At 67.0% G+C, this 21,000-nt stretch carries 21 protein-coding genes; 15 read left to right on the plus strand and 6 right to left on the minus strand.

Annotated elements, in window-relative coordinates; genetic code table 11:
• Window positions 1-37 precede the first annotated feature (37 nt).
• The 6 genes from H681_RS02240 to H681_RS02265 form a co-directional block, all read right to left on the minus strand.
• Entirely contained in the window at window positions 38-1,012 is a 975-nt protein-coding gene (locus H681_RS02240; protein ID WP_015475218.1) for a serine/threonine protein kinase, read from the minus strand.
• Between the two features lie 56 nt (window positions 1,013-1,068).
• Window positions 1,069-1,479, minus strand: coding sequence for a substrate-binding domain-containing protein (locus H681_RS02245; RefSeq protein ID WP_015475219.1), 411 nt, complete (start codon window positions 1,477-1,479; stop codon window positions 1,069-1,071).
• 111 nt (window positions 1,480-1,590) lie between these two features.
• Window positions 1,591-2,355, minus strand: a complete 765-nt coding sequence (locus H681_RS02250) for a TOBE domain-containing protein (protein WP_015475220.1) — start codon at window positions 2,353-2,355, stop codon at window positions 1,591-1,593.
• A gap of 93 nt (window positions 2,356-2,448) precedes the next feature.
• Window positions 2,449-3,129: a ComF family protein gene (locus H681_RS02255; protein WP_015475221.1), complete on the minus strand. Its 681-nt coding sequence runs from the start codon at window positions 3,127-3,129 to the stop codon at window positions 2,449-2,451.
• 85 nt (window positions 3,130-3,214) lie between these two features.
• Window positions 3,215-3,508 carry a hypothetical protein gene (locus H681_RS02260; RefSeq protein ID WP_015475222.1) on the minus strand — a complete coding sequence of 98 codons (294 nt, stop codon included), beginning with the start codon at window positions 3,506-3,508 and terminating at the stop codon, window positions 3,215-3,217.
• Window positions 3,509-3,565: 57 nt separating this feature from the next.
• Entirely contained in the window at window positions 3,566-4,483 is a 918-nt protein-coding gene (locus tag H681_RS02265; protein ID WP_015475223.1) for a LysR family transcriptional regulator, read from the minus strand.
• A 127-nt stretch (window positions 4,484-4,610) separates the two neighbouring features.
• On the opposite strand from H681_RS02265, the gene H681_RS02270 reads away from it, so the two are divergent.
• The 15 genes from H681_RS02270 to H681_RS02340 all read left to right on the plus strand — a co-directional run bounded on the left by H681_RS02270 (window position 4,611) and on the right by H681_RS02340 (window position 20,972).
• The gene (locus tag H681_RS02270) at window positions 4,611-5,369 is read left to right on the plus strand and encodes a 5-oxoprolinase subunit PxpA (protein ID WP_015475224.1); all 759 of its coding nucleotides are present in this window, start codon (window positions 4,611-4,613) and stop codon (window positions 5,367-5,369) included.
• Between the two features lie 72 nt (window positions 5,370-5,441).
• Window positions 5,442-5,690, plus strand: coding sequence for an acetyl-CoA carboxylase (locus tag H681_RS02275; RefSeq protein WP_015475225.1), 249 nt, complete (start codon window positions 5,442-5,444; stop codon window positions 5,688-5,690).
• A gap of 10 nt (window positions 5,691-5,700) precedes the next feature.
• Window positions 5,701-7,065: an acetyl-CoA carboxylase biotin carboxylase subunit gene (locus tag H681_RS02280; RefSeq protein WP_442961248.1), complete on the plus strand. Its 1,365-nt coding sequence runs from the start codon at window positions 5,701-5,703 to the stop codon at window positions 7,063-7,065.
• Window position 7,066: 1 nt separating this feature from the next.
• Entirely contained in the window at window positions 7,067-7,945 is an 879-nt protein-coding gene (locus H681_RS02285; RefSeq protein WP_015475227.1) for a 5-oxoprolinase subunit B family protein, read from the plus strand.
• On the plus strand, window positions 7,935-8,912 hold the full coding sequence (locus H681_RS02290; protein WP_015475228.1) for a biotin-dependent carboxyltransferase family protein: 978 nt from the start codon (window positions 7,935-7,937) through the stop codon (window positions 8,910-8,912). The genes H681_RS02285 and H681_RS02290 overlap by 11 nt, the downstream gene beginning before the upstream one ends.
• A 181-nt stretch (window positions 8,913-9,093) precedes the next feature.
• Window positions 9,094-10,335 carry a purine-cytosine permease family protein gene (locus tag H681_RS02295; protein ID WP_015475229.1) on the plus strand — a complete coding sequence of 414 codons (1,242 nt, stop codon included), beginning with the start codon at window positions 9,094-9,096 and terminating at the stop codon, window positions 10,333-10,335.
• A 149-nt stretch (window positions 10,336-10,484) separates the two neighbouring features.
• Window positions 10,485-11,543, plus strand: a complete 1,059-nt coding sequence (bioB, locus tag H681_RS02300; RefSeq protein ID WP_015475230.1) for a biotin synthase BioB — start codon at window positions 10,485-10,487, stop codon at window positions 11,541-11,543.
• Window positions 11,544-11,689: 146 nt separating this feature from the next.
• Window positions 11,690-12,895, plus strand: coding sequence for an 8-amino-7-oxononanoate synthase (gene bioF / locus H681_RS02305; protein ID WP_015475231.1), 1,206 nt, complete (start codon window positions 11,690-11,692; stop codon window positions 12,893-12,895).
• Window positions 12,888-13,613 carry an alpha/beta fold hydrolase gene (locus H681_RS02310; RefSeq protein ID WP_015475232.1) on the plus strand — a complete coding sequence of 242 codons (726 nt, stop codon included), beginning with the start codon at window positions 12,888-12,890 and terminating at the stop codon, window positions 13,611-13,613. The genes bioF and H681_RS02310 overlap by 8 nt, the downstream gene beginning before the upstream one ends.
• Window positions 13,606-14,403 (plus strand): malonyl-ACP O-methyltransferase BioC, encoded by a 798-nt coding sequence (gene bioC, locus H681_RS02315; RefSeq protein WP_015475233.1) that lies wholly within the window; start codon window positions 13,606-13,608, stop codon window positions 14,401-14,403. Before H681_RS02310 ends, bioC begins: the two co-directional genes overlap by 8 nt.
• A gap of 105 nt (window positions 14,404-14,508) precedes the next feature.
• The gene (gene bioD / locus H681_RS02320) at window positions 14,509-15,192 is read left to right on the plus strand and encodes a dethiobiotin synthase (RefSeq protein ID WP_015475234.1); all 684 of its coding nucleotides are present in this window, start codon (window positions 14,509-14,511) and stop codon (window positions 15,190-15,192) included.
• 73 nt (window positions 15,193-15,265) lie between these two features.
• The gene (locus H681_RS02325) at window positions 15,266-15,490 is read left to right on the plus strand and encodes a hypothetical protein (RefSeq protein ID WP_015475235.1); all 225 of its coding nucleotides are present in this window, start codon (window positions 15,266-15,268) and stop codon (window positions 15,488-15,490) included.
• A 308-nt stretch (window positions 15,491-15,798) separates the two neighbouring features.
• Window positions 15,799-17,604, plus strand: coding sequence for a phenylacyl-CoA dehydrogenase (locus H681_RS02330; protein ID WP_015475236.1), 1,806 nt, complete (start codon window positions 15,799-15,801; stop codon window positions 17,602-17,604).
• A 171-nt stretch (window positions 17,605-17,775) separates the two neighbouring features.
• Complete coding sequence (locus tag H681_RS02335) at window positions 17,776-19,056, plus strand: GGDEF domain-containing protein (RefSeq protein ID WP_015475237.1); 1,281 nt, start codon at window positions 17,776-17,778, stop codon at window positions 19,054-19,056.
• A 119-nt stretch (window positions 19,057-19,175) separates the two neighbouring features.
• Window positions 19,176-20,972, plus strand: coding sequence for an acyl-CoA dehydrogenase C-terminal domain-containing protein (locus H681_RS02340; RefSeq protein WP_015475238.1), 1,797 nt, complete (start codon window positions 19,176-19,178; stop codon window positions 20,970-20,972).
• Window positions 20,973-21,000 lie beyond the last annotated feature (28 nt).

Consider the following 21,000-nt stretch of genomic DNA (forward strand, 5'->3'; position numbering starts at 1 on the left):
TCCGGCCAGCAGGCCGGTAATGAACACCGGCGTAGGCTCAGAACAACCGCAACGGCTCCTCATCCAGCGCCGCCAGCTGTTCGCGCAGCACCAGCACCTGGTCGCCCCAGTAGCGCTCGCTACCGAACCAGGGGAAGCTCGGCGGGAACGCCGGGTCGTCCCAGCGGCGCGCCAGCCAGGCACTGTAGTGCATCAGGCGCAGGGCGCGCAGGCCTTCGATCAGCGGTAGTTCGCGTGGGTCGAAGTCGTGGAACTCCTGGTAGCCGTCTACCAGTTCCGATAGCTGCCCAAGGCGGTCCTGGCGCTCGCCGGCGAGCATCATCCACAGGTCCTGCACGGCGGGGCCCATGCGGCAGTCGTCGAGGTCGACGACATGGAAGGTCTCGTCGCGGCACAGCAGGTTGCCGGGGTGGCAATCGCCGTGCATGCGGATGGGCGTGTAGCTCACCCGCGCATACAGCTCATCGACCTTCTTCAGCAGGTCGCGGGCCACGGATTCGTAGGCCGGCAGCAGGCTTTTGGGGATGAAGTTGCCTTCCAGCAGGGTCGTCAGGGACTGGTGGCCGAAGTTGTCCGGCGTCAGCGCCTCGCGGTGCTCGAAGGGGCGGTTGGCGCCCACGGCGTGCAGGCGGCCGAGCAATTGGCCGAGGCGATAGAGCTGGTCGAGGTTGCCGGGCTCCGGCGCGCGACCGCCACGGCGGGGGAACAGGGTGAAGCGAAAGCCCGCGTGCTCGAACAGGGTCTTGCCCTCATGGACCAGCGGCGCCACCAGCGGCACTTCGCACTCGGCCAGCTCGGCGGCGTAGGCGTGTTCCTCGAGGATCGCCTCGTTGCTCCAGCGTCCCGGACGGTAGAACTTGGCGATCAGCGGTTCGCTGCCTTCGATGCCCACCTGGTAGACGCGGTTCTCGTAGCTATTGAGCGCCAGCACGCGGGCGTCACTGAGGAAACCGATACTTTCCACCGCATCCAGAACCAGGTCGGGCGTGAGGTCGGAGAAGGGATGGGACATGGCGAGAATCCAGGCAGTGTGCAGGCCGCCTAGTGTACCCCCGCAAGCGCCGGGCCTCAGTGTCTGTTGCAGTCGTGTTGTTTCAGATAGTCGAGGAAGTGCGTGGCCAACGGGTGCCGTTCGCCACGCACCAGCGTCAGCGCCTGCATCGACTGGGCCGTGCAGCCGACGGGGCGGGGCTTCTCGCCGTGGCCCTGGTGGTGCAGGTGGGTCAGCGGCGCGGGTTGCGCGCTGAGCAGCAGGTCATAGGGCGTGCCCTGACGCAGCTGTTCGCCGAGTTCTTCGTCGGCGCCGCCGATCAGCAGCACCTTGTTGTGGGTGTCGATCTGGTAGCGGTCCACCAGCGGCGCAAGCATCGGCATCAGCGCTTCGCTGGCACCGACGCGCAATACGTCGGGACCGGCATGACCGGCCAGGGGCAGGGACAGCAGCAGGGACAGGGCGAACAGGCTTGGCAGGCGGCGCATGGCGGGGCTCCGGGATGTCTGAAGCACAGGACCCGCCCCGAAAGGGCGGGAGTCGCTGGCGATCATTGGAGCGCGGCATGGCGGTGCGCGGCTTGATGTACGGCAGGGAAACTACAGCGGCGTGCCGAGGATCACCTGGGCCGGGGAGAACTGCGCGCGAACCTGGGCGCCGGGCTTGAGGCGCAGGATCTCGATGCGTTCGGGATCGGTGAGGGCGCAGAGCATCTGCCCGCTGGGCAACTGGATACGCACCTCGCTGGGACCGTCGTCGGCTTCGCGGATGTCGTCGATGTGTCCTTCCAGCGCATTCAGTCCTTCCGGGCAGGGAATGTGCGGCAGGTCGACGTACAGCCAGCCGGCCTTCATCAGCGCCACCACCGGCTGGCCGTCGCGCAGCTCCAGCTTCTCGGTGCTTTCGCGGGTGACCCGCGCCTGGATGCGCGAGCCGCCGGGCAGCTCGATGCACACCAGGTCGTTGAGCCCGGCGGGTTCGATGGCGCAGATATGCCCGTGCAACTGGTTGCGCGCGCTGGTGCGCATCATCAGGCGGCCGATCAGTTCCAGGTCGGCCTGGTGCTCGACGTGTTCGACGATGTGTTCGCGCAGGGCTTCCAGGCGCTGGTAGAGCGTCAGCAGGCGCTCACCGTCGGCGGTCAGGCGTGCGCCGCCGCCGCCCTTGCCGCCGACGCTGCGTTCCACCAGCGGGCGGTCGGAGAGGTTGTTGAGCTCATCGATGGCGTCCCAGGCGGTCTTGTAGCTCATCCCGGCGGCCTTGGCCGCATGGGTGATGGAGCCGAGCTGGGCGATCTGGGCGAGCAGGGCGATGCGTTGTGGGCGGCGGGTGACGTGCTGGGTCAGCAGACTGAGGGTGGTCATGGTTTCGCGAGTGCTTATTGGTATGTCGCGAGGCTCCGTTGCTTGTCGATAAAACGCAAGGGGAAGTTGCCTGGAATGTGGATGAGCGGTCGTCTATTCCGGGGCCGGCGTACGTGCCAGGCAGTAGATGTCCACCCGCCGGGCGCCGGCCTTGCGCAGTTCGCGGGCGATGAACTGGGCGGTGGCGCCGGTGGTCAGCACGTCGTCCACCACGGCCAGGTGCTGGCCGTCGATCCGCGCGCCATCGGCCACGGCAAAGGCCCGGCGCAGGTTGCGCATGCGCGTGGCGGCGTCCAGGCCCTGCTGCGCCGGGGTGTCCTGGATGCGCCGCAGCAGTCGGTTATCCACAGGCAGGCCGAGTGGCGCGGCCAGCCAGCCGGCCAGCAGGGCGGCCTGGTTGAAGCCGCGCCGGCGCTCGCGTTGATGCGACAACGGCACGGGCAGCAGGCGGTCCGGGCGCGGCAGTCCTTCGCCGAAGGCGTGCTGCAGGTGGCGCGCCAGCAACTGCGCGAGCAGCCGGCCGAAGGGCGCGTTGGCCTGGTGCTTGAAACGGGTGATCAGTGTGTCGACGGGGAAGCCATAGCACAGGGGCGTTTCGACGCGCTGGAAGGCGGGGGCGCGGCGCAGGCACTGCCCGCAGGTGAGACCGGCGGCGGGCAGGGGCAGGGCGCAGATCGCGCAGTGCCCGGCGAGCCAGGGCAGGTCGTCATCGCAACCGGGGCAGAGCGGCAGGCCGGACGGGTCCGCCCTGCCGCCGCACAACAGGCATTGCACGCGTGGACGCCACCAGACGGGGCGCCATTGCCGGATAGGACTCCATTGATAGAACCGCACTCCACCCCTCCGTGGGCGGCGGCCGTCAGTGGATCAGCCAGCTCAGGACCACCAGGCCCAGCACCGTCCAGATCAGCCCGCCGAAGATCGAGCGCCGCAGGAAGGCGCGGATGCCACTGTAGAGCAGCAGCAGGCCGAGGAAGAGCAGGACGAAGCTGAAGATCGAGACGTCGATTCCGACGGCGCGCGCCAGGCCGTGGAAAAAGTCGTCCATCGCCCGCCAGAGGCCGCCGAGCACCCCCGACAAGAGATCGACGATGAAGCGGATGGCCTTGCCGACCATCTGGCCGAGGCTGTCGAAGAATCCTTCTGTTCCCATCTGGGTGATGACTCCTGAGTGTTCTGTTGGCTTGGAGTGGCCGGGTACGCATAGGGTTCAGCGGCGCGTGCTGCTCAATTGCGGAGCCAGGAACGACTGGCGGAAGTATTCGCGGAAAGCCAGCATGGCCGGTGTCAGCTCGCGCTCGCGGTGCCAGGCCAGGCCGACGCTCATCGACGGTACCGGATCGACCAGGCTCAGCGTCTCGATGCGCTTGCCCTCCAGTGACCAGGGGCGATAGACCAGATCGGAAAGGATAGCCACGCCGGAGCCGTTGGCGACCATGCTGCGCACCGCCTCCACCGAACTGGTGTGCAGGATCACCCGGGGTTCCTGGCCGCAGGCCTGCCAGTAGCGCATCGACGAGTCGCCGGCCTCATCGACGGTCAGCATGATGTACGGCTCGCCGGCCACGTCCGCCAGCGCCACTGCCGGCCGCTCGGCGAGCGGATGACGGACCGGCAGCCAGAGCCGGCGGGTTGAGCTGAACAGCGTCTCCGAGGCGATCCGCGGCTCGGTCAGGTTGCCGGTGAGGACCACGGCCATGTCGTAGCGGCCGTCGAGCAGGCCCTGCTCGATGTCCACCCGCTCCTGTTCGTGCAGGTGCAGGCGCAGGTCCGGATACCACTGCGCCAGGCGCTGCAGGTGGTACGGCAGGAAGTAGCCCACCACGGTGTAGCTGGCGGCGACGTTCAGGCTGCCGTTGAGCTGGGTATCGGGCAGCGGGCTGTTCAGCGCGTCGTCGACGCTGCGCAGGATCGAGTAGGCGTGGTTGAGGAAGTGCCGGCCGTTGTCAGTCAGCGTCATGCCCTGGGCGGTGCGGGTGAACAACGCGGCGCCGAGCAGGCTTTCCAGTTCCTGGATCGCGCTGGTCACCGCCGACTGCGAAATGTGCAGGTTCACCGCCGCCTGGGAAATCTGTCCGACCTCGGCGGTGGCGACGAAGTAGCGCACTTGGCGCAGGGTGAAGGCCATGAGATCGTTCCTGGGTATCGATTTTTCAGAAACAAGTCTATCGAATAATAAATCTACCCAATACCGTTACTGCGACTTAACGTCACCTCACTGACCTTACAAATCCAAATACAGAGGCCACGTGGCGATGCACACAGTCGATCTCAATTCCGACATGGGCGAAGGTTTCGGCCCCTGGACTATCGGCGATGGCGTGGACGAGGCGATCATGCCGCTGATCAGCAGCGCCAACATCGCCACCGGCTTCCATGCCGGCGAGCCGAACATCATGCGTCGCACCGTCGAGCTGGCTCTCGAGCACGCCGTCGGTATCGGCGCCCATCCCGGTTTCCGCGACCTGGTCGGCTTCGGTCGCCGGCACATCAACGCTCCCGCCAGCGAGCTGATCAACGACATGCTCTATCAGCTTGGCGCACTGCGCGAATTTGCCCGTCTGCACGGCGCGCGACTGCAGCACATCAAGCCTCACGGCGCGCTGTACATGCACCTGGCGCGCGACGAGCAGGCCGCCGGCGAATTCGTCGAAACCTTGCATCGTCTGGATCCCGAACTGCTGCTGTTCTGCATGCCCGGCTCGGCCACCTGGCGCGCCGCCCAGGCGGTGGGCCAGCCAACGGTGCGCGAGTTCTACGCCGACCGCGACTACGACAACAGCGGCTCCATCGTCTTCACCCGCCGGGTTCGGGCGCTCGATCCGCGGGAGGTCGCGGCCAAGGTGCTGCGCGCTTGCCGGGAAGGCCGGGTGCGCACGGTCGAGGGCAACGACATCGAGATCGACTTCGATTCTGTCTGTATCCACAGCGACACGCCTGGTGCGCTGGCGCTGGTCCAGGCCACCCGCGCAGCGCTGCTGGACGCCGGCATCAGCATTCAGGCGCCGCGCTGAGCGCCCTCCCGCCTCGCGGGAACATCTCCCACTGCATCTGCCATTCACACATTCGAACAATGAGGAAACGTCATGGCCGAACATCATGTGCAGTCACCCTTGCCGGGCACTTTCTACCGCAAGCCAACCCCAGATGCCCCGGCCTATGTCGAAGTGGGCCAGCGGGTCGAGCCCGGCAGCGTGATCGGGCTGGTCGAGGTGATGAAACAGTTCTCCGAAGTGCAGGCCGAATACGCCGGTACGCTGCAGGCCTTCCTGGTCGGGGATGGCGATCCGATCGAACCGGGACAGGAACTGGCGACCATTCGTCTCGATGCATGAGGGCCGCGCCATGCTGAAGAAGCTTCTGATCGCCAACCGTGGCGAAATCGCCGTGCGCATCATCCGTGCCGCGCGTGCGCTGGGAGTCCCGACCGTCGCGGTGTGCAGCGAGGCCGACGCCGATTCGCTGGCCGCGCGCCAGGCCGACGAGATGCGGATCATCGGTCCGGCCCGCGCCGACCGCAGTTACCTGAATGCCGAGGCCTTGCTGCGGGCCGCGCGGGACACCGGTGCGGATTCGATCCATCCCGGCTACGGTTTCCTCTCCGAAAACGCGGACTTCGCCCAGGCGGTGGTCGATGCCGGACTGGTCTTTGTCGGTCCTGCCGCGTCGACCATCCGCCGCATGGGCGACAAGGCCGAGGCACGGCGCACGGCGATGGCAGCCGGCGTGCCGGTGGTGCCGGGCTCGCCGGGCGAGCTGGAGGACATCGCGGCCGCCCTGCGTTGTGCGGAACAGGTCGGCTATCCGCTGCTGATCAAGGCCTCCGCCGGTGGCGGCGGCCGAGGTATCCGCATCGCCCACGATGCCGAGGAACTGCGCCGCGAGTTCCCCATTGCCCAGCGCGAAGCACAGGCGGCTTTCGGTTCCGCAGCGGTGTATCTGGAGCGTTTCATCCGCCAGGCGCGGCATATCGAAGTACAGATTCTGGGCGATGGTGAGCGGGCCGTGCACCTGTTCGAGCGCGAGTGTTCGCTGCAGCGCCGCCGGCAGAAGGTCTTTGAGGAGGCGCCCTCCGCCGCGCTGAGCGACAGCCAGCGCGAAGCCCTCTGCGCCAGCGCCGTGCGTCTGGCTGAGAGCCTGGGCTATCGCGGCGCCGGCACCCTGGAATACCTGTTCGACGCGCACAGCGGCGAATTCTTCTTCATCGAGATGAACACCCGCATCCAGGTCGAGCACCCAGTCAGCGAGATGATCACTGGCATCGACCTGGTCCAGGCCATGCTGCGCATCGCCGGCGGCGAGCCGCTGGGGCTGCGCCAGGAAGACATCCGCCTGAACGGCGCGGCGCTGGAAATGCGCGTCAACGCCGAAGACCCTGAGCGAAACTTCTTCCCGTGCCCCGGCGTGGTGGAAAGCCTCGGCTGGCCGCAGGGCGAGGGCGTGCGCGTGGACAGCCACCTGTACCCCGGCTACCGCGTGCCGCCTTACTACGATTCGCTGCTGGCGAAGATCATTGTCCACGGCCGCGACCGCGAAGAGGCCTTCGCCCGCGCCCGGCGGGCGCTGGACCACACCGAACTGGCCGGCATGGCGACCACCCTGCCGCTGCACCGCTGGCTGCTGGCCGATGTGCGCGTGCAGGCCGCGCAGTTCGACACCGGTACCCTGGAAACCTGGCTGGCCGAGCGTTCGGCCAGAGTGGAGGCATGACATGCACGAGCAGATTCGCTACAGCTTCGGTGGCGACGAGCACCTGTTCGCTGAGGTCGCCGAATCCATGTCGCTTGAGGCGTTTTTCCGCGGCATGGCCATCACCCAGGCGATCGAGCAGCAGGCGCTTCCCGGTGTGCTGGATGTCTGCCTGGCCAATGCGTCCTTCCAGGTGCGCTTCAATCCTGACCTGATCGCTCCGCAGGTGCTGCTCGAGCGCGTGCGTGAGCTGGAGTCGCTGGCCACCACCGAGCGTCGCATCCAGACGCGGATCATCGAGATCCCGGTGCTCTACAACGACCCCTGGACCCATGAGACGCTGATGCGCTTCCGCGACCGCCACCAGGCCCCGGACTCCACCGACCTGGAATACGCCGCGCGGATCAACGGCTACCGCGACGTCCAGGCCTTCATCGAGGCGCACAGCGGCACGCCGTGGTTCGTCTCGATGGTCGGTTTCGTCGCCGGCCTGCCGTTCATGTACCAGATGGTCGAGCGCGAGAAGCAGTTGCAGGTGCCCAAGTACCTGCGTCCGCGCACCGATACGCCGAAACTGACGCTCGGCCACGGCGGCTGCTTCGGCTGTATCTATTCCGTGCGCGGTGCCGGCGGCTACCAGATGTTCGGCGTCACTCCGGCGCCGATTTACGACCCGCAACAGAGCCTGGGCTATCTGAAGGATTCGATGGTGTTCTTCCGCGCCGGAGACATCGTGCGCTTCAAGCCGATCGACCGCGGCGAGTACGACCAGGTACTGGCCTCGGTGGAGGCGGGCAGCTTCGATTTGCGCATCCGTCCGGTCGAGTTCGATCTCGATGCCTTCCTCAACGATCCGCAAGGTTGCCGGCAACGCCTGCAGGAGGTGCTCCATGTCGCTTAAGGTCCTCAAGCCCGGGCTTGCCACCTCGGTTCAGGATGCCGGCCGCGAAGGCTACTATCACCTGGGTATCCCGCCGTCCGGCGCGCTCGACCAGTACGCGCTGCGTGCCGCCAATCTGCTGGTGGGCAACCCGGCGACCACGGCGGCGCTCGAATGCACCTTGCTCGGCCCGCAGCTGGAATTCCAGCGCGACGCGCTGGTGGCCGTCTGTGGCGCCGCCATGACGCCGCGCCTGGGCGGCGCTGAGATGCCGTTGTGCACGGCTTTCCGCGTGCGCGCCGGGCAGGTGCTGGGTTTCGACTTCATCAAAGCCGGCGCGCGCGGCTACATCGCCATCGACGGCGGCATCGACGTGCCCGTCGTGCTGGATAGTCGCTCCACCTACGGCCTGGGCGCCATCGGCGGGTTCCACGGGCGGCGCCTGCTGGCCGGCGACGAGCTGCCGCTGGGAGCGCCGGGCGAGCGCGGGCAGGAAGGCCTGGCTTTGCCGCGGTCACTGCAGATCGAGGTGGGCGGCGAGATCAGCCTGCGGGTCGTCCCCGGCCTCTATTTGCATCGTCTGACGGCGCGGGCCGCCGAGCAATTCTTCGCCGACACCTGGACGGTCGGGTCCGAGGCGGATCGTACCGGTTTCCGTTTCAAGGGCGGCACGCCGCTGGCGTTCCAGCCGCGCGAACAGCCGTTCGGTGCCGGCTCCGACCCGTCGAACATCGTCGATGCCTGCTACCCGATCGGCTCGATCCAGGTCCCAGGCGGCCTGGAGCCGATCGTCCTGCATCGCGACGCGGTGTCCGGCGGCGGCTACGCGACCATCGGCACGGTGATCAGCCCGGATCTCAACCGCATGGCGCAGATGCAACCCAACCAGAAGGCCCGCTTCGTCGCCATCAGCCTGGAGGAGGCCCTGGCGGCGCGTCGTCGCTACAACCAGCAACTGGAAAACCTGAACCGCTTCTTTCTTGCCTAGCCAATAAAAACGCCGCGGCGGCGCGATCTCCGGCGGCTCCCCACGAGGGTGTCGCCGCGGCCTCCTGCTGCCGCTCGCCAAGCCCTCATCTTGCGGAGAAACCAAGATGGCAAGTCTGTCGCAGCATCCCGAGGTCGATTCTTCCGTTACCAGCGCTCCCTGCCATGCCCGGATGGGCCGGATGTCCCTGAGCATGGCCTGGTGGGCCGTATGCAGCGCCATGTTCTACATCGTGGTCGGCGCCTCGCTGGCGCTGGCCTACGGCGCGCGCAACGCCATTCTCGGCATGCTGCTGTCGGTGCTCTGCTACGGACTGATCAATGCAGTGATCAGTCGCTATGCGATACGCACCGGACTGTCCGTGGCGTTGTTCTCGCGGGTGCTGTTCGGCAGCGCGGGGTCGTCGCTGGCGACCCTGATCTTCTTTTCCACGGCGATCTACTACGCGGTGTTCGAGGGCTCGGTGATCGCCGTGGCGCTCAATCATCTCTACCCCGGCGTCTCCTACTCGCTGGCGGCGCTGCTGGTCGTGCTGTACAGCGTGCCGCTGATCTTCGGCGGCGTGCAGCACTGGCTGGACCGCTTCAACGGCGTGCTGCTGCCGTTCTACCTATTCGGCCTGCTGGCGGCGGTGGTCCTGTCCATCGGCGAGTACGGCTATCAGCCGCAGTGGCTGGACTTCGGCCCGGCGGACCCGCCGGCTGGCGGCTGGTGGGAGTGCTTCAGCGCCTACATGGGGGTCTGGGTGCTGATGATGTTCACCTTCGACTACGCCCGCTTCGGCAAGCCGGAGGATGCCACCTGGCATGGCCGCTGGAACTTTGGCATGCCGTTCTACCTGGTGACCTTCCTGCTCAACGGCATGGCCGGCATCTACCTGGTCAGCAGCATTCCTCAGGAAGGCACGCTCAGCGAAGTCACCGTGGTGCTGGCGATCCTCAAACTGATGGGCCTGTGGGGGCTGCTGTTCGTCTGGGTGACGCAGACGCGCATCAACACCGCCAACTACTACCTGGCGACGGTGAACATGCAGGCCTTCTTCCTCGAAGTGTTCCGCCTCCGTGCGCCCGCTCTGGCCTGGGCGGTGGTGGTCGGCGCGGTGGCCTATGCGCTGATGCTGGCGGATGTGTTCGCCTGGCTGCTCAAGGCGCTGGCCTGGCAGGGCGTGTTCGTGGTGGCCTGGGTCGGCGTGGCGCTGGCGCACATCCTGGGCAAGGTCCGCTTGCCAGCGGGCGAGCCGGGGCGGCTGAACGGCGCGGGGCTGAGCGCCTGGTTCTGCGGTGCGCTGTTGGGCTTCGTGCTGATGGAGATGGGTGGGAGCCTGCAGTCCTTCTCGGCGCCGTTGACCTTCCTGGTATCGGCCGGTGTCTATGCCGGCTTGCGCCGTCGCCGTGGCGCGCAGCCTTCGATAACTTCTGTCTGATCATTAAGTGATCACTTGTCGACCTGTGTCGCGTTACTGGTTGACAGCGTCACAGCTCCCAATATGATGCCTTTAGCCTGAATCCCGGTGGCGTGCTGCCGGCTCACTAGACAAAAAGGCGCCCCCGACAGCGTCGAAAGGATATGCCCATGAGTGCCACCGCAGCCCAGGTAACCCGCCACGATTGGACTCTCGCCGAAGTCCGCGGCCTGTTCGAGCAACCCTTCAACGACCTGTTGTTCCAGGCGCAGACCCTGCACCGTGCGCACTTCGACCCGAACCGCGTGCAGGTGTCCACCCTGCTGTCGATCAAGACCGGCGCCTGCCCGGAAGACTGCAAGTACTGCCCGCAGTCCGGCCACTACAACACCGGCCTGGACAAGGAAAAGCTGATGGAAGTGCAGAAGGTGCTGGAAGCTGCGGCGGAAGCCAAGGCCATCGGCTCCACCCGCTTCTGCATGGGCGCCGCCTGGAAGCACCCGTCGGCCAAGGACATGCCCTATGTGCTGGAAATGGTGAAGGGCGTGAAGAAGCTCGGCCTGGAAACCTGCATGACCCTGGGCAAGCTGACCCAGGAGCAGACCCAGTCGCTGGCCGAAGCGGGCCTGGACTACTACAACCACAACCTCGACACCTCGCCGGAGTTCTACGGCAACATCATCACCACTCGCACCTACGGCGAGCGCCTGCAGACCCTGGCCTACGTGCGCGAGGCAGGGATGAAGATCTGCTCCGGCGGCATCCTCGGCATGGGCGAGTCGGTGGACGACCGCGCCGGCCTGCTGATCCAACTGGCCAACCTGCCCGAGCACCCGGAATCGGTGCCGATCAACATGCTGGTGAAGGTGAAGGGCACCCCGCTGGCCGAGGAGAAGGACGTCGACCCGTTCGACTTCATCCGCACCCTGGCGGTCGCCCGCATCCTCATGCCGAAATCCCACGTGCGCCTGTCTGCCGGCCGCGAGCAGATGAACGAGCAGATGCAGGCTTTGGCCTTCATGGCCGGCGCCAACTCGATCTTCTACGGCGAGAAGCTGCTGACCACCAAGAACCCGCAGGCCGAGAAGGACATGCAACTGTTCGCACGTCTGGGCATCAAGCCCGAGGAGCGCGAGGAGCACGCCGACGAAGTGCACCAGGCTGCCATCGAGCAGGCGCTGGTGGAACAACGCGACTCCCAGCTGTTCTATAACGCGGCTTCGGCCTGATCGCTTTTAATGTAGGAACGAGGGGGACGCCTAGTCCTTGCTCGCGAACCGCCTGGCACCCTGAGCCTCCGGGGAGCAATGTTCGCGAGCAAGCTCGCTCCTACAGGTTCTCCTTTCGGAGTACCGCCGCCGCTTTGGGGTTGCGTATGTCTTTCGATCTCGCCGCCCGCCTGGCCCAGCGCCAGGCGGAGGACCTTTACCGCCGCCGCCCGCTGCTGGAATCCCCGCAGGGGCCGGATGTGCTCATCGATGGCCGGCCGATGCTGGCCTTCTGTTCCAATGACTACCTGGGCCTGGCCAATCACCCCGAAGTGATCGCCGCCCTGCGCGCCGGCGCCGAGCGCTGGGGCGTGGGCGGTGGCGCCTCGCACCTGGTCAACGGCCACTGCGGGCCGCACCACGAGCTGGAGCTGGCGCTCGCCGAGTTCACCGGCCGTCCGCGCGCGCTGCTGTTCTCCACTGGCTACATGGCCAACCTCGGCACCGTCACCGCCCTGGCGGGCAAGGGTGATAGCGTGCTGGAAGACCGCCTCAACCATGCCTCGCTGCTGGATGCCGGCCTGCTCTCCGGCGCGCGCTTCTCGCGCTACCTGCACAACGACGCCGCCAGCCTCGCCGCGCGCCTGGACAAGGCCGAAGGCAGCACCCTGGTGGTGACCGACGGCGTGTTCAGCATGGACGGCGACCTGGCCGACCTGCCCAGCCTTTGCGCGACGGCCCGAAAGCGGGGTGCCTGGGTGATGGTGGACGATGCCCACGGCTTCGGCCCGCTCGGGGCGAACGGCGGCGGCATCGTCGAACATTTCGGTCTGGGCATGGACGACGTGCCCGTGCTGGTCGGCACCCTCGGCAAGGCCTTCGGCACCGCCGGCGCCTTCGTCGCGGGCAGCGAGGAACTGATCGAGACGCTGATCCAGTTCGCCCGCCCCTACATCTACACCACCAGCCAGCCGCCGGCGGTGGCCTGCGCCACGCTGAAAAGCCTGGAGCTGCTGCGCGCCGAGAACTGGCGCCGCGACCATCTCAATGCCCTCATCGCACGCTTCCGCTCGGGGGCCGAAGCCATCGGCCTGCGCCTGATGGACAGCCCGACGCCGATCCAGCCGATCCTCATCGGCGGTAGCCGCCAGGCAATGGCCTTGTCGGCGGAGCTGCGCGAGCGCGGCATCCTGGTCGGTGCGATCCGTCCGCCGACCGTGCCGGCCGGCACCGCGCGCCTGCGTGTGACGCTCTCCGCGCTGCACAGCGAAGCGCAGGTCGATCACCTGCTGGTGGCGCTCGCGGAAAGCTGGCAGCGCGTGTCGTCTAGCCTTCTGGCAGAGATCGATGCCGAGGAGGGCGACGATGCGTGACCAACTGATCCTGCTGCCGGGCTGGGGCCTGGGCAGCGCGCCGCTGGAGCCGCTGCGCGATGCGCTGCTGGAACAGGCACCGCACCTGAACGTACAGATCGAGCCGCTGCCGACCGATGCCGACCCCAACGCCTGGCTCGACGAGCTGGACGACAACGTCCCCCACGATGCCTGGATCGCCGGCTGGTCGCTGGGCGGCATGCTCGCCGCCGAGCTGGCCGCGCGGCGTGGCGAATCCTGCCGCGGGCTGGTCACCCTGGCCAGCAACCCCTGTTTCCGCCGCCGCGAGGATTGGTCCGAGGCGATGGCGGGCGAGGTGTTCGAGGACTTCTTCGAAGCCTTCCTGCTGGAGCCGCAGCTGGTGCGCAAGCGTTTCACCCTGCTGGTCGCCCAGGGCGCGCGCGATGCCCGAACCCTGGCGCGGCAGCTACAGGTGGCGCTGCCGCAACTGGATGCCGCTGGGCTGACCGCCGGCCTGCAACTGCTCGGCCAGCTCGATGCCCGCCCCGCCCTGGGGCGCTACCCCGGTCCGCAACTGCACCTGTTCGCCGACAACGACGCCCTGGTGCCGGCGAGCGCAGCCGATGCCCTGCTGGAGTGGCTGCCGGACATCGAGGTCGCCCGGATGGCCGGCGCCAGCCACGGCCTGCCGCTGGAGCAGCCGGACGAGGTAGCTGGCGCCATCCTGAGATTCATCCACGAGGGCGACGATGCCTGACTGCAGTCATAGCGTGCTGCCTGACAAGCGCCAGGTCGCCGCGTCCTTCTCCCGCGCCGCGCAGACCTACGATGCGGTGGCCGACCTGCAACGCGCGGTCGGCTCGCAGCTGTTGCGGCGATTGCCGGGCGAGCTGGCACCGCAGTGCTGGACCGACCTGGGCAGCGGCACCGGTTACTTCACCCGCGTCCTGGCGGCTCACTATCCACAGGCCCGGGGCCTGGCCATCGATATCGCCGAAGGCATGCTGCGTCATGCCCGCGAGCTGGGCGGCGCGGAACATTTCATTGGCGGAGACGCCGAGCATCTGCCGCTGCGTGACGGCGCCTGCGACCTGCTGTTCTCCAGCCTGGCGCTGCAATGGTGCGCGGATCTGCCGTCGGTGCTGGGCGAGGCGCGGCGAGTGCTGCGTCCGAACGGCGTGCTGGCGTTCAGCAGCCTGTGCATCGGCACGTTGGGCGAATTGCGCAAGAGCTGGGAGGCGGTGGACGGTTTCGTCCATGTGAACCGCTTCCGCGCGTTCGAGGACTACCAGCGGCATTGCGCGGACAGTGGGCTGGAGGTGCTTGAACTGCGCACCGAAGACCGCGTCCTGCATTTTCCCGATCTGCGCAACCTGACCCACGAACTCAAGGCGCTCGGCGCGCACAACCTCAACCCTGGTCGTCCCGACGGACTGACCGGGCGCGAGCGGGTGCGCGCGCTGATCGCCGCCTATGAACGATTCCGCCAGCCCCAGGGGCTGCCGGCGACCTACCGGGTGGTCTACGCCGTCCTGCGCAAGAACTGAATCCTGTAGGAGCGAGCTTGCTCGCGAACCCGCCCAGCTCTGGTGCTGCCGGTGAGTCCCGTTCGCGAGCAAGCTCGCTCCTACGAAGAGCATCAGAGGAACGCCATGTCCCACGCCTACTTCATCACCGGCACCGACACCGAAATCGGCAAGACCACCATCGCCGCCGGCCTGCTGCATGCGGCGCGGCTGGCCGGACTGTCCACGGCGGCGGCCAAGCCGGTGGCGTCCGGTTGCGAGCGGACGCCCGAAGGGCTGCGCAATGAGGACGCGCTGGCGCTGCTGAGCGAATGCAGCCTGCCGCTGGCCTACGACCAGGTGAACCCATTCGCCTTCCAGCCAGCCATCGCACCACACCTTGCCGCGCGGGAGAAGGGCGTGAAGCTGCAGGTCGGGTCGCTGGCCCCGGCCGTGCGCTCGGTGCTGCAGCTGGGCGCCGACTTCTCGGTGGTGGAAGGCGCGGGCGGCTGGCGGGTGCCGCTGTCGGGCGAGGAGAGCCTGTCGGACCTGGCGATCGCCCTCGGCCTGCCGGTGATCCTGGTGGTCGGCGTGCGCCTGGGCTGCATCAACCACGCGGTGCTCAGTGCCGAGGCGATCCAGCGCGACGGTCTGCAACTGGCCGGCTGGGTGGCGAACATCGTCGACCCCAACACCTCGCGCCTGGAGGAGAATCTGGCGACTCTGGCCGAACGGCTGCCGGCGCCCTGCATCGGCCGCGTGCCGCGGCTGTCGCCCGCGACACCCGCGGCGGTGGCGGCGCACCTGGACCTGAGCATCCTCGATCTGTAACGACACCTGGCCGGGCGGGTGGAAGTCTGCTTGAATGGTGGCCATTGGCTGTCTTTGTCCTGGGAGACGCACGATGGAAATCTCCGGTAATGCATTTGCCGCGGCCCTGGGTTCGGTCCAGGCCGGCCAGCGCCGCGTCGACCAGGCTGGCGCCGAGATCGCCGGCAACGCCTCCAGCGCCGTCCTGGCCGATCACCTGATGGACCTGCGCCGCGGCCAGCATGAGGTCGAGGCTGGCGCCAAGGTCATCCAGGCCGCCGACGAAACGCTCGGCACCCTCATCGATATCCGCGCCTGACGGCCACTTTCCTCGCGTATGTTCTTCTCATCCCACCGGCTGTCCTCGCGACGCGCCGGCCGCTCTGGCATGGGCTTTAATCAATGGCAGGACGGTGGCGCGAAAGCCCTCCGGCGGTTGCCTTGCTAGCGTGACCGGGCGGTCAGTCTGCGTGCTTGACAAGGGTATGGCGTAAACGTATGTTTCAAACGCCTGTTTGACTGTCGGGATGCGTGCGCGCACCGACTGGGCGGCCGGGAACGATCCCGCACTGCGACCGCAACTACCGGTCGCCCATTCACCAGAACCCTTCGTAGAGGTTTACCGCTATGCCTGATTACAAGGCCCCCTTGCGTGATATCCGTTTCGTTCGCGACGAGCTGCTGGGCTACGAAGCGCACTACCAGAACCTGCCGGGCGCCCAAGACGCCACCCCGGACATGGTCAATGCCATCCTCGAAGAGGGTGCGAAGTTCTGCGAACAGGTGATCGCTCCGCTGAACCGCGTTGGCGACCTGGAAGGCTGCAAGTGGAGCCCGGAAGGCGTGAAGACCCCGACCGGCTTCAAGGAGGCCTACCAGCAGTTCGTCGAAGGCGGCTGGCCGAGTCTGGCCCATGACGTCGAGCATGGCGGTCAGGGTCTGCCCGAATCCCTCGGCATGGCCATCAGCGAGATGGTTGGCCAGGCCAACTGGTCCTGGGGCATGTACCCGGGCCTGTCCCACGGCGCCATGAACACCCTGCACGCCCACGGCACCCCGGAACAGCAGCAGGCTTACCTGACCAAGCTGGTTTCCGGCGAGTGGACCGGCACCATGTGCCTGACCGAGCCGCATTGCGGCACCGACCTGGGTATGCTGCGCACCAAGGCCGAGCCGCAGGCCGACGGCACCTACAAGATCACCGGCACCAAGATCTTCATCTCCGCTGGCGAACACGACATGGCCGACAACATCGTCCACATCGTGCTGGCCCGTCTGCCCGACGCCCCGCAGGGCACCAAGGGCATCTCGCTGTTCATCGTGCCGAAGTTCCTGCCCAATGCCGAAGGCGGCGTAGGCGAGCGCAACGCCGTTTCCTGCGGCTCCATCGAGCACAAGATGGGCATCCACGGCAACGCCACCTGCGTGATGAACTTCGACGCCGCCACCGGCTTCCTGATCGGCCCGCCGAACAAGGGCCTGAACTGCATGTTCACCTTCATGAACACCGCTCGCCTGGGTACCGCGCTGCAAGGCCTGGCCCACGCCGAGATCGGTTTCCAGGGTGGCATCGCCTACGCTCGCGAGCGTCTGCAGATGCGTTCGCTGACCGGCCCGAAAGCCCCGGAAAAAGCCGCCGACCCGATCATCGTGCACCCCGACGTACGCCGTATGCTGCTGACCGCCAAGGCGTTCGCCGAAGGCAACCGCGCCATGCTGTACTTCGCCGCCAAGCAGGTCGACATCGTCCAGCGCAGCCAGGACGAAGAAGAGAAGAAAGCCGCTGACGCGATGCTGGCCTTCCTCACCCCGATCGCCAAGGCGTTCATGACCGAAGTGGGCTTCGAAGCCGCCAACCACGGCGTGCAGATCTATGGCGGCCACGGCTTCATCGCCGAACACGGCATGGAACAGAACGTCCGCGACAGCCGCATCTCCATGTTGTACGAAGGCACCACAGGCGTTCAGGCGCTCGACCTGCTGGGCCGCAAGATCCTCATGACCCAGGGCGAAGCGCTCAAGGGCTTCACCAAGATCGTGCACAAGTTCTGTCAGGCCAACGAAGCCAACGACGCCGTGAAGGAGTTCGTTGCACCGCTGGCCGCGCTGAACAAGGAGTGGGGCGACCTGACCATGAAGGTCGGCATGGCCGCCATGAAGGACCGCGAGGAAGTCGGCGCCGCATCGGTCGACTACCTGATGTTCTCCGGCTACGCCTGCCTGGCCTACTTCTGGGCCGACATGGCTCGCCTGGCTGCCGAGAAGCTGGCCGCCGGTACCAGCGAAGAGGCCTTCTACCAGGCCAAGCTGAAGACCGCGCGCTTCTACTTCCAGCGCATCCTGCCGCGCACCCGCGCGCACGTTGGCTCCATGCTGTCGGGCGCCAACAACCTGATGGACCTGGCCGAGGAAGATTTCGCCCTCGGTTACTGATCAGCGCTCGTAACGGACGGTTTGCCGTCCGTCTGCTGAACAGTAGGAAGCCCGCCGCAAGGCGGGCTTTTTCGTATCCGCAATCACGCAAATGCCTGCAGAGGGTGCCATTATTACGCCACTTGCTGGCTTGTTGATCCCGAGTCCGGCGCCAACGCTTCGGAACTTCCTGTGCGACCCACGGCTCCTTACCGGCTCAGCCACTTTCTCACTCCGCTGCTGCTGATCCCGGCGGGCATCGCCGCCGGCTCCCTGGCCGAACTATCCGAATTCTTCACCTCGCTGTTCAATGTCCTGCCGACCCTGTTGCTGCTCCTCGGCGGCGCCCTGTGCATGGTCTACGGTCGCCAGCGCCAGCTGTTCATGCTGACGGTGGTGTACATCGCGTATTTCCTGCTCGATACCCAGGTCGACTATTTCCAGGCGCACCGCGTGGTGATGCCGGAGGCGGCGCTGGTGTTCCACCTGTGTTGCGTGCTGCTGCCACTGCTCTACGGCCTGTACGGCATCTGGCAGGAGCGCATGCACATGCTGCAGGACCTGCTCGCTCGCAGCGCCGCGCTGGTCGCGGTGGCCGGGGTGGCGACGGCCCTGGCCAAGCGCTTCCCGCAGGGCCTGGCGAAACTGCTCAGCGAGGTCTACTGGCCGTCGCTGCACGGCCAGTGGATGAGCCTGGCGCAACTGTCCTACTTCGGCTTCAGCCTCGCCTTCATCGCTCTGCTCGCCGCCTACGCGCGCCAGCCGCGCCCGCTGCACGCCGCGCAACTGGTGGGATTGGTCGGCCTGCTGTGGATGCTGCCCAAGGTCTTCATCCTGCCCCACGCGCTGACCGTGATGACCAGCCTGGTGATGCTCACCCTGGCCGGCGCGGTGGCCCACGAGGCGTACCAGATGGCCTTCCGCGACGAACTCACCGGCCTGCCCGGACGCCGCGCGCTGAACGAGCGCTTCCAGCGCCTGGGCCAGCAGTACGTGCTGGCGATGATCGACGTGGACCACTTCAAGAAATTCAACGACAGCCACGGCCACGACGTCGGCGACCAGGTGCTGCGCATGGTTGCCAGCCAACTGCGGCGCACCGGCGGGGGCGGCAAGGCGTATCGCTACGGCGGTGAGGAGTTCACCCTGGTATTCGCGGGCAAGTCGCTGGAGCAGTGCCTGCCGCACCTCGATGGCGTCCGCCAGGCCATCGAGAAGTACGCGATGCATCTGCGCGATCGCGGACACCGCCCCAGGGACGATCGCCAGGGCCGCACCAGACGCGGTGGCAAGGATGCGCAACTGGTCTCGGTCACCATCAGCGTCGGCGTGGCCGAGCGCGATGGCGAACGGCGCACGCCGGAAGAAGTGATCAAGGGCGCCGACCAGGCGCTGTACTCGGCCAAGAGCGGCGGGCGCAACCGGGTCGCCGTGCACGGGCAGACGCATCGGGGCGCGGTGCGAACGGCCTGAACGCCCTGCGTTATGACCGCGCATTCAGCGCGTGCAGCGTGATTGTCCAGGGGCTCTTGCGCCGTTAGGTTCAAGGTTTCCGCGCCGCGCTGGCGCCCTGAACCGAACGGAGATTCGCGATGCCCGAGTACAAGGCCCCCCTGCGCGACGTGCGCTTTCTCACCGACGAAGTCTTCGACTTCACCGGCCGCTACGCAGCCCTCGGCGCCACCGACGCCACCCCGGACATGTTCGCCGCCATCCTCGAGGAAGGCGCGAAGTTCTGCGAGCAGGTGATCGCCCCGCTGAACCGCTCCGGCGACGAGGAAGGTTGCCACTTCGACAATGGCGTGGTGACCACGCCCAAGGGCTTCAAGGAAGCCTTCGCGCAGTACGTCGAGGCCGGCTGGAACGGCGTCTCCAGCGACCCGGAGTACGGCGGCCAGGGCCTGCCGCCGTCCCTCGGCCTGCTGGTCAGTGAGATGATCGGCGCGTCCAACTGCTCCTGGGGCATGTATCCCGGCCTGACCAAGGGCGCGATGGCCGCCATCCACGCCCACGGCAGCGAGGAGCAGAAGAACACCTACCTGCCGCGCATGACCAGCGCGGTCTGGACCGGCACCATGTGCCTCACCGAGCCGCACTGCGGCACGGACCTCGGCATCATCAAGACCCGCGCCGTGCCCAATGCCGACGGCAGCTATGCGATCACCGGCACCAAGATCTTCATCTCCGCTGGCGAGCACGACATGAGCGAGAACATCATCCACCTGGTGCTGGCCAAGCTGCCCGACGCGCCGGCCGGCACCAAGGGCATCTCGCTGTTCATCGTGCCGAAGTTCAACCTCGACGCGAACGGAGAAGCCGGCGAGCGCAACGCCGTGGCCTGCGGCTCCATCGAACACAAGATGGGCATCAAGGCCTCGGCCACCTGCGTGATGAACTTCGACGGCGCCAAGGGCTTCCTGATCGGCGAAGCCAACAAGGGCCTGGCCTGCATGTTCACCATGATGAACCACGCGCGCCTGGGCACCGGCATGCAGGGTCTCTGCCTCGGCGAGACCAGCTACCAGGGCGCCGTGCGCTACGCCCAGGACCGCCTGCAGATGCGTTCGCTGACCGGTCCGAAGGCGCCGGAGAAACCCGCCGACCCGATCATCGTCCACCCGGACGTGCGCCGCATGCTGCTGACCATGAAGGCGTTCAACGAGGGCAACCGCGCGCTGGCCTACTTCACCGCGCAACTGCTGGACATCGAGCACCTCTCCCAGGATGCCGAGGAGCGCGAGCGCGCCGCCAGCCTGCTGGCCTTCCTCACCCCGATCTGCAAGGCCTTCATGACCGAGACCGGCCTAGAAGTCACCAACATCGGCATGCAGGTGTTCGGCGGCCACGGCTTCATCCGCGAGTGGGGCATGGAGCAGCTGGTGCGCGACTGCCGCATCGCGCCGATCTACGAGGGCACCAACGGCATCCAGGCGCTGGACCTGCTGGGCCGCAAGGTCCTCGGCAGCCAGGGCAAGCTGCTGATGGGCTTCACCAAGCTCGTTCATCAACTCTGCCAGCAGCATGCCGAGCACCCGCAGCTCAAGGCGCAGGTCGCGCAGCTGTCGACGCTGAACAAGCAGTGGGGCGAGCTGACCCAGAAGGTCGGCATGGCCGCCATGAAGAACCCGGACGAAGTCGGCGCGGCCTCGGTCGACTACCTGATGTTCTCCGGCTACGTGACCCTGGGCTACTTCTGGTTGCGCATGGCGCTGGTCGCCCAGCAGAAGCTGGAGGAGGGCGCCGGCGAGGCGGCCTACTACCAGGCGAAGCTGGTTACCGCCGAGTTCTATTTCAGCCGCCTGCTGCCGCGCGCGCAGGCTCACGTGGCAGCGGCGGAGGCCGGTTCCGAGGTGCTGATGCGCCTGTCGGCCGAGCAGTTCGCCCTGTAATCCCCACGCCAGACGAGGAGGCCCGCTT

The organism is Pseudomonas sp. ATCC 13867, assembly GCF_000349845.1.
Taxonomy (GTDB): Bacteria; Pseudomonadota; Gammaproteobacteria; order Pseudomonadales; family Pseudomonadaceae; genus Pseudomonas.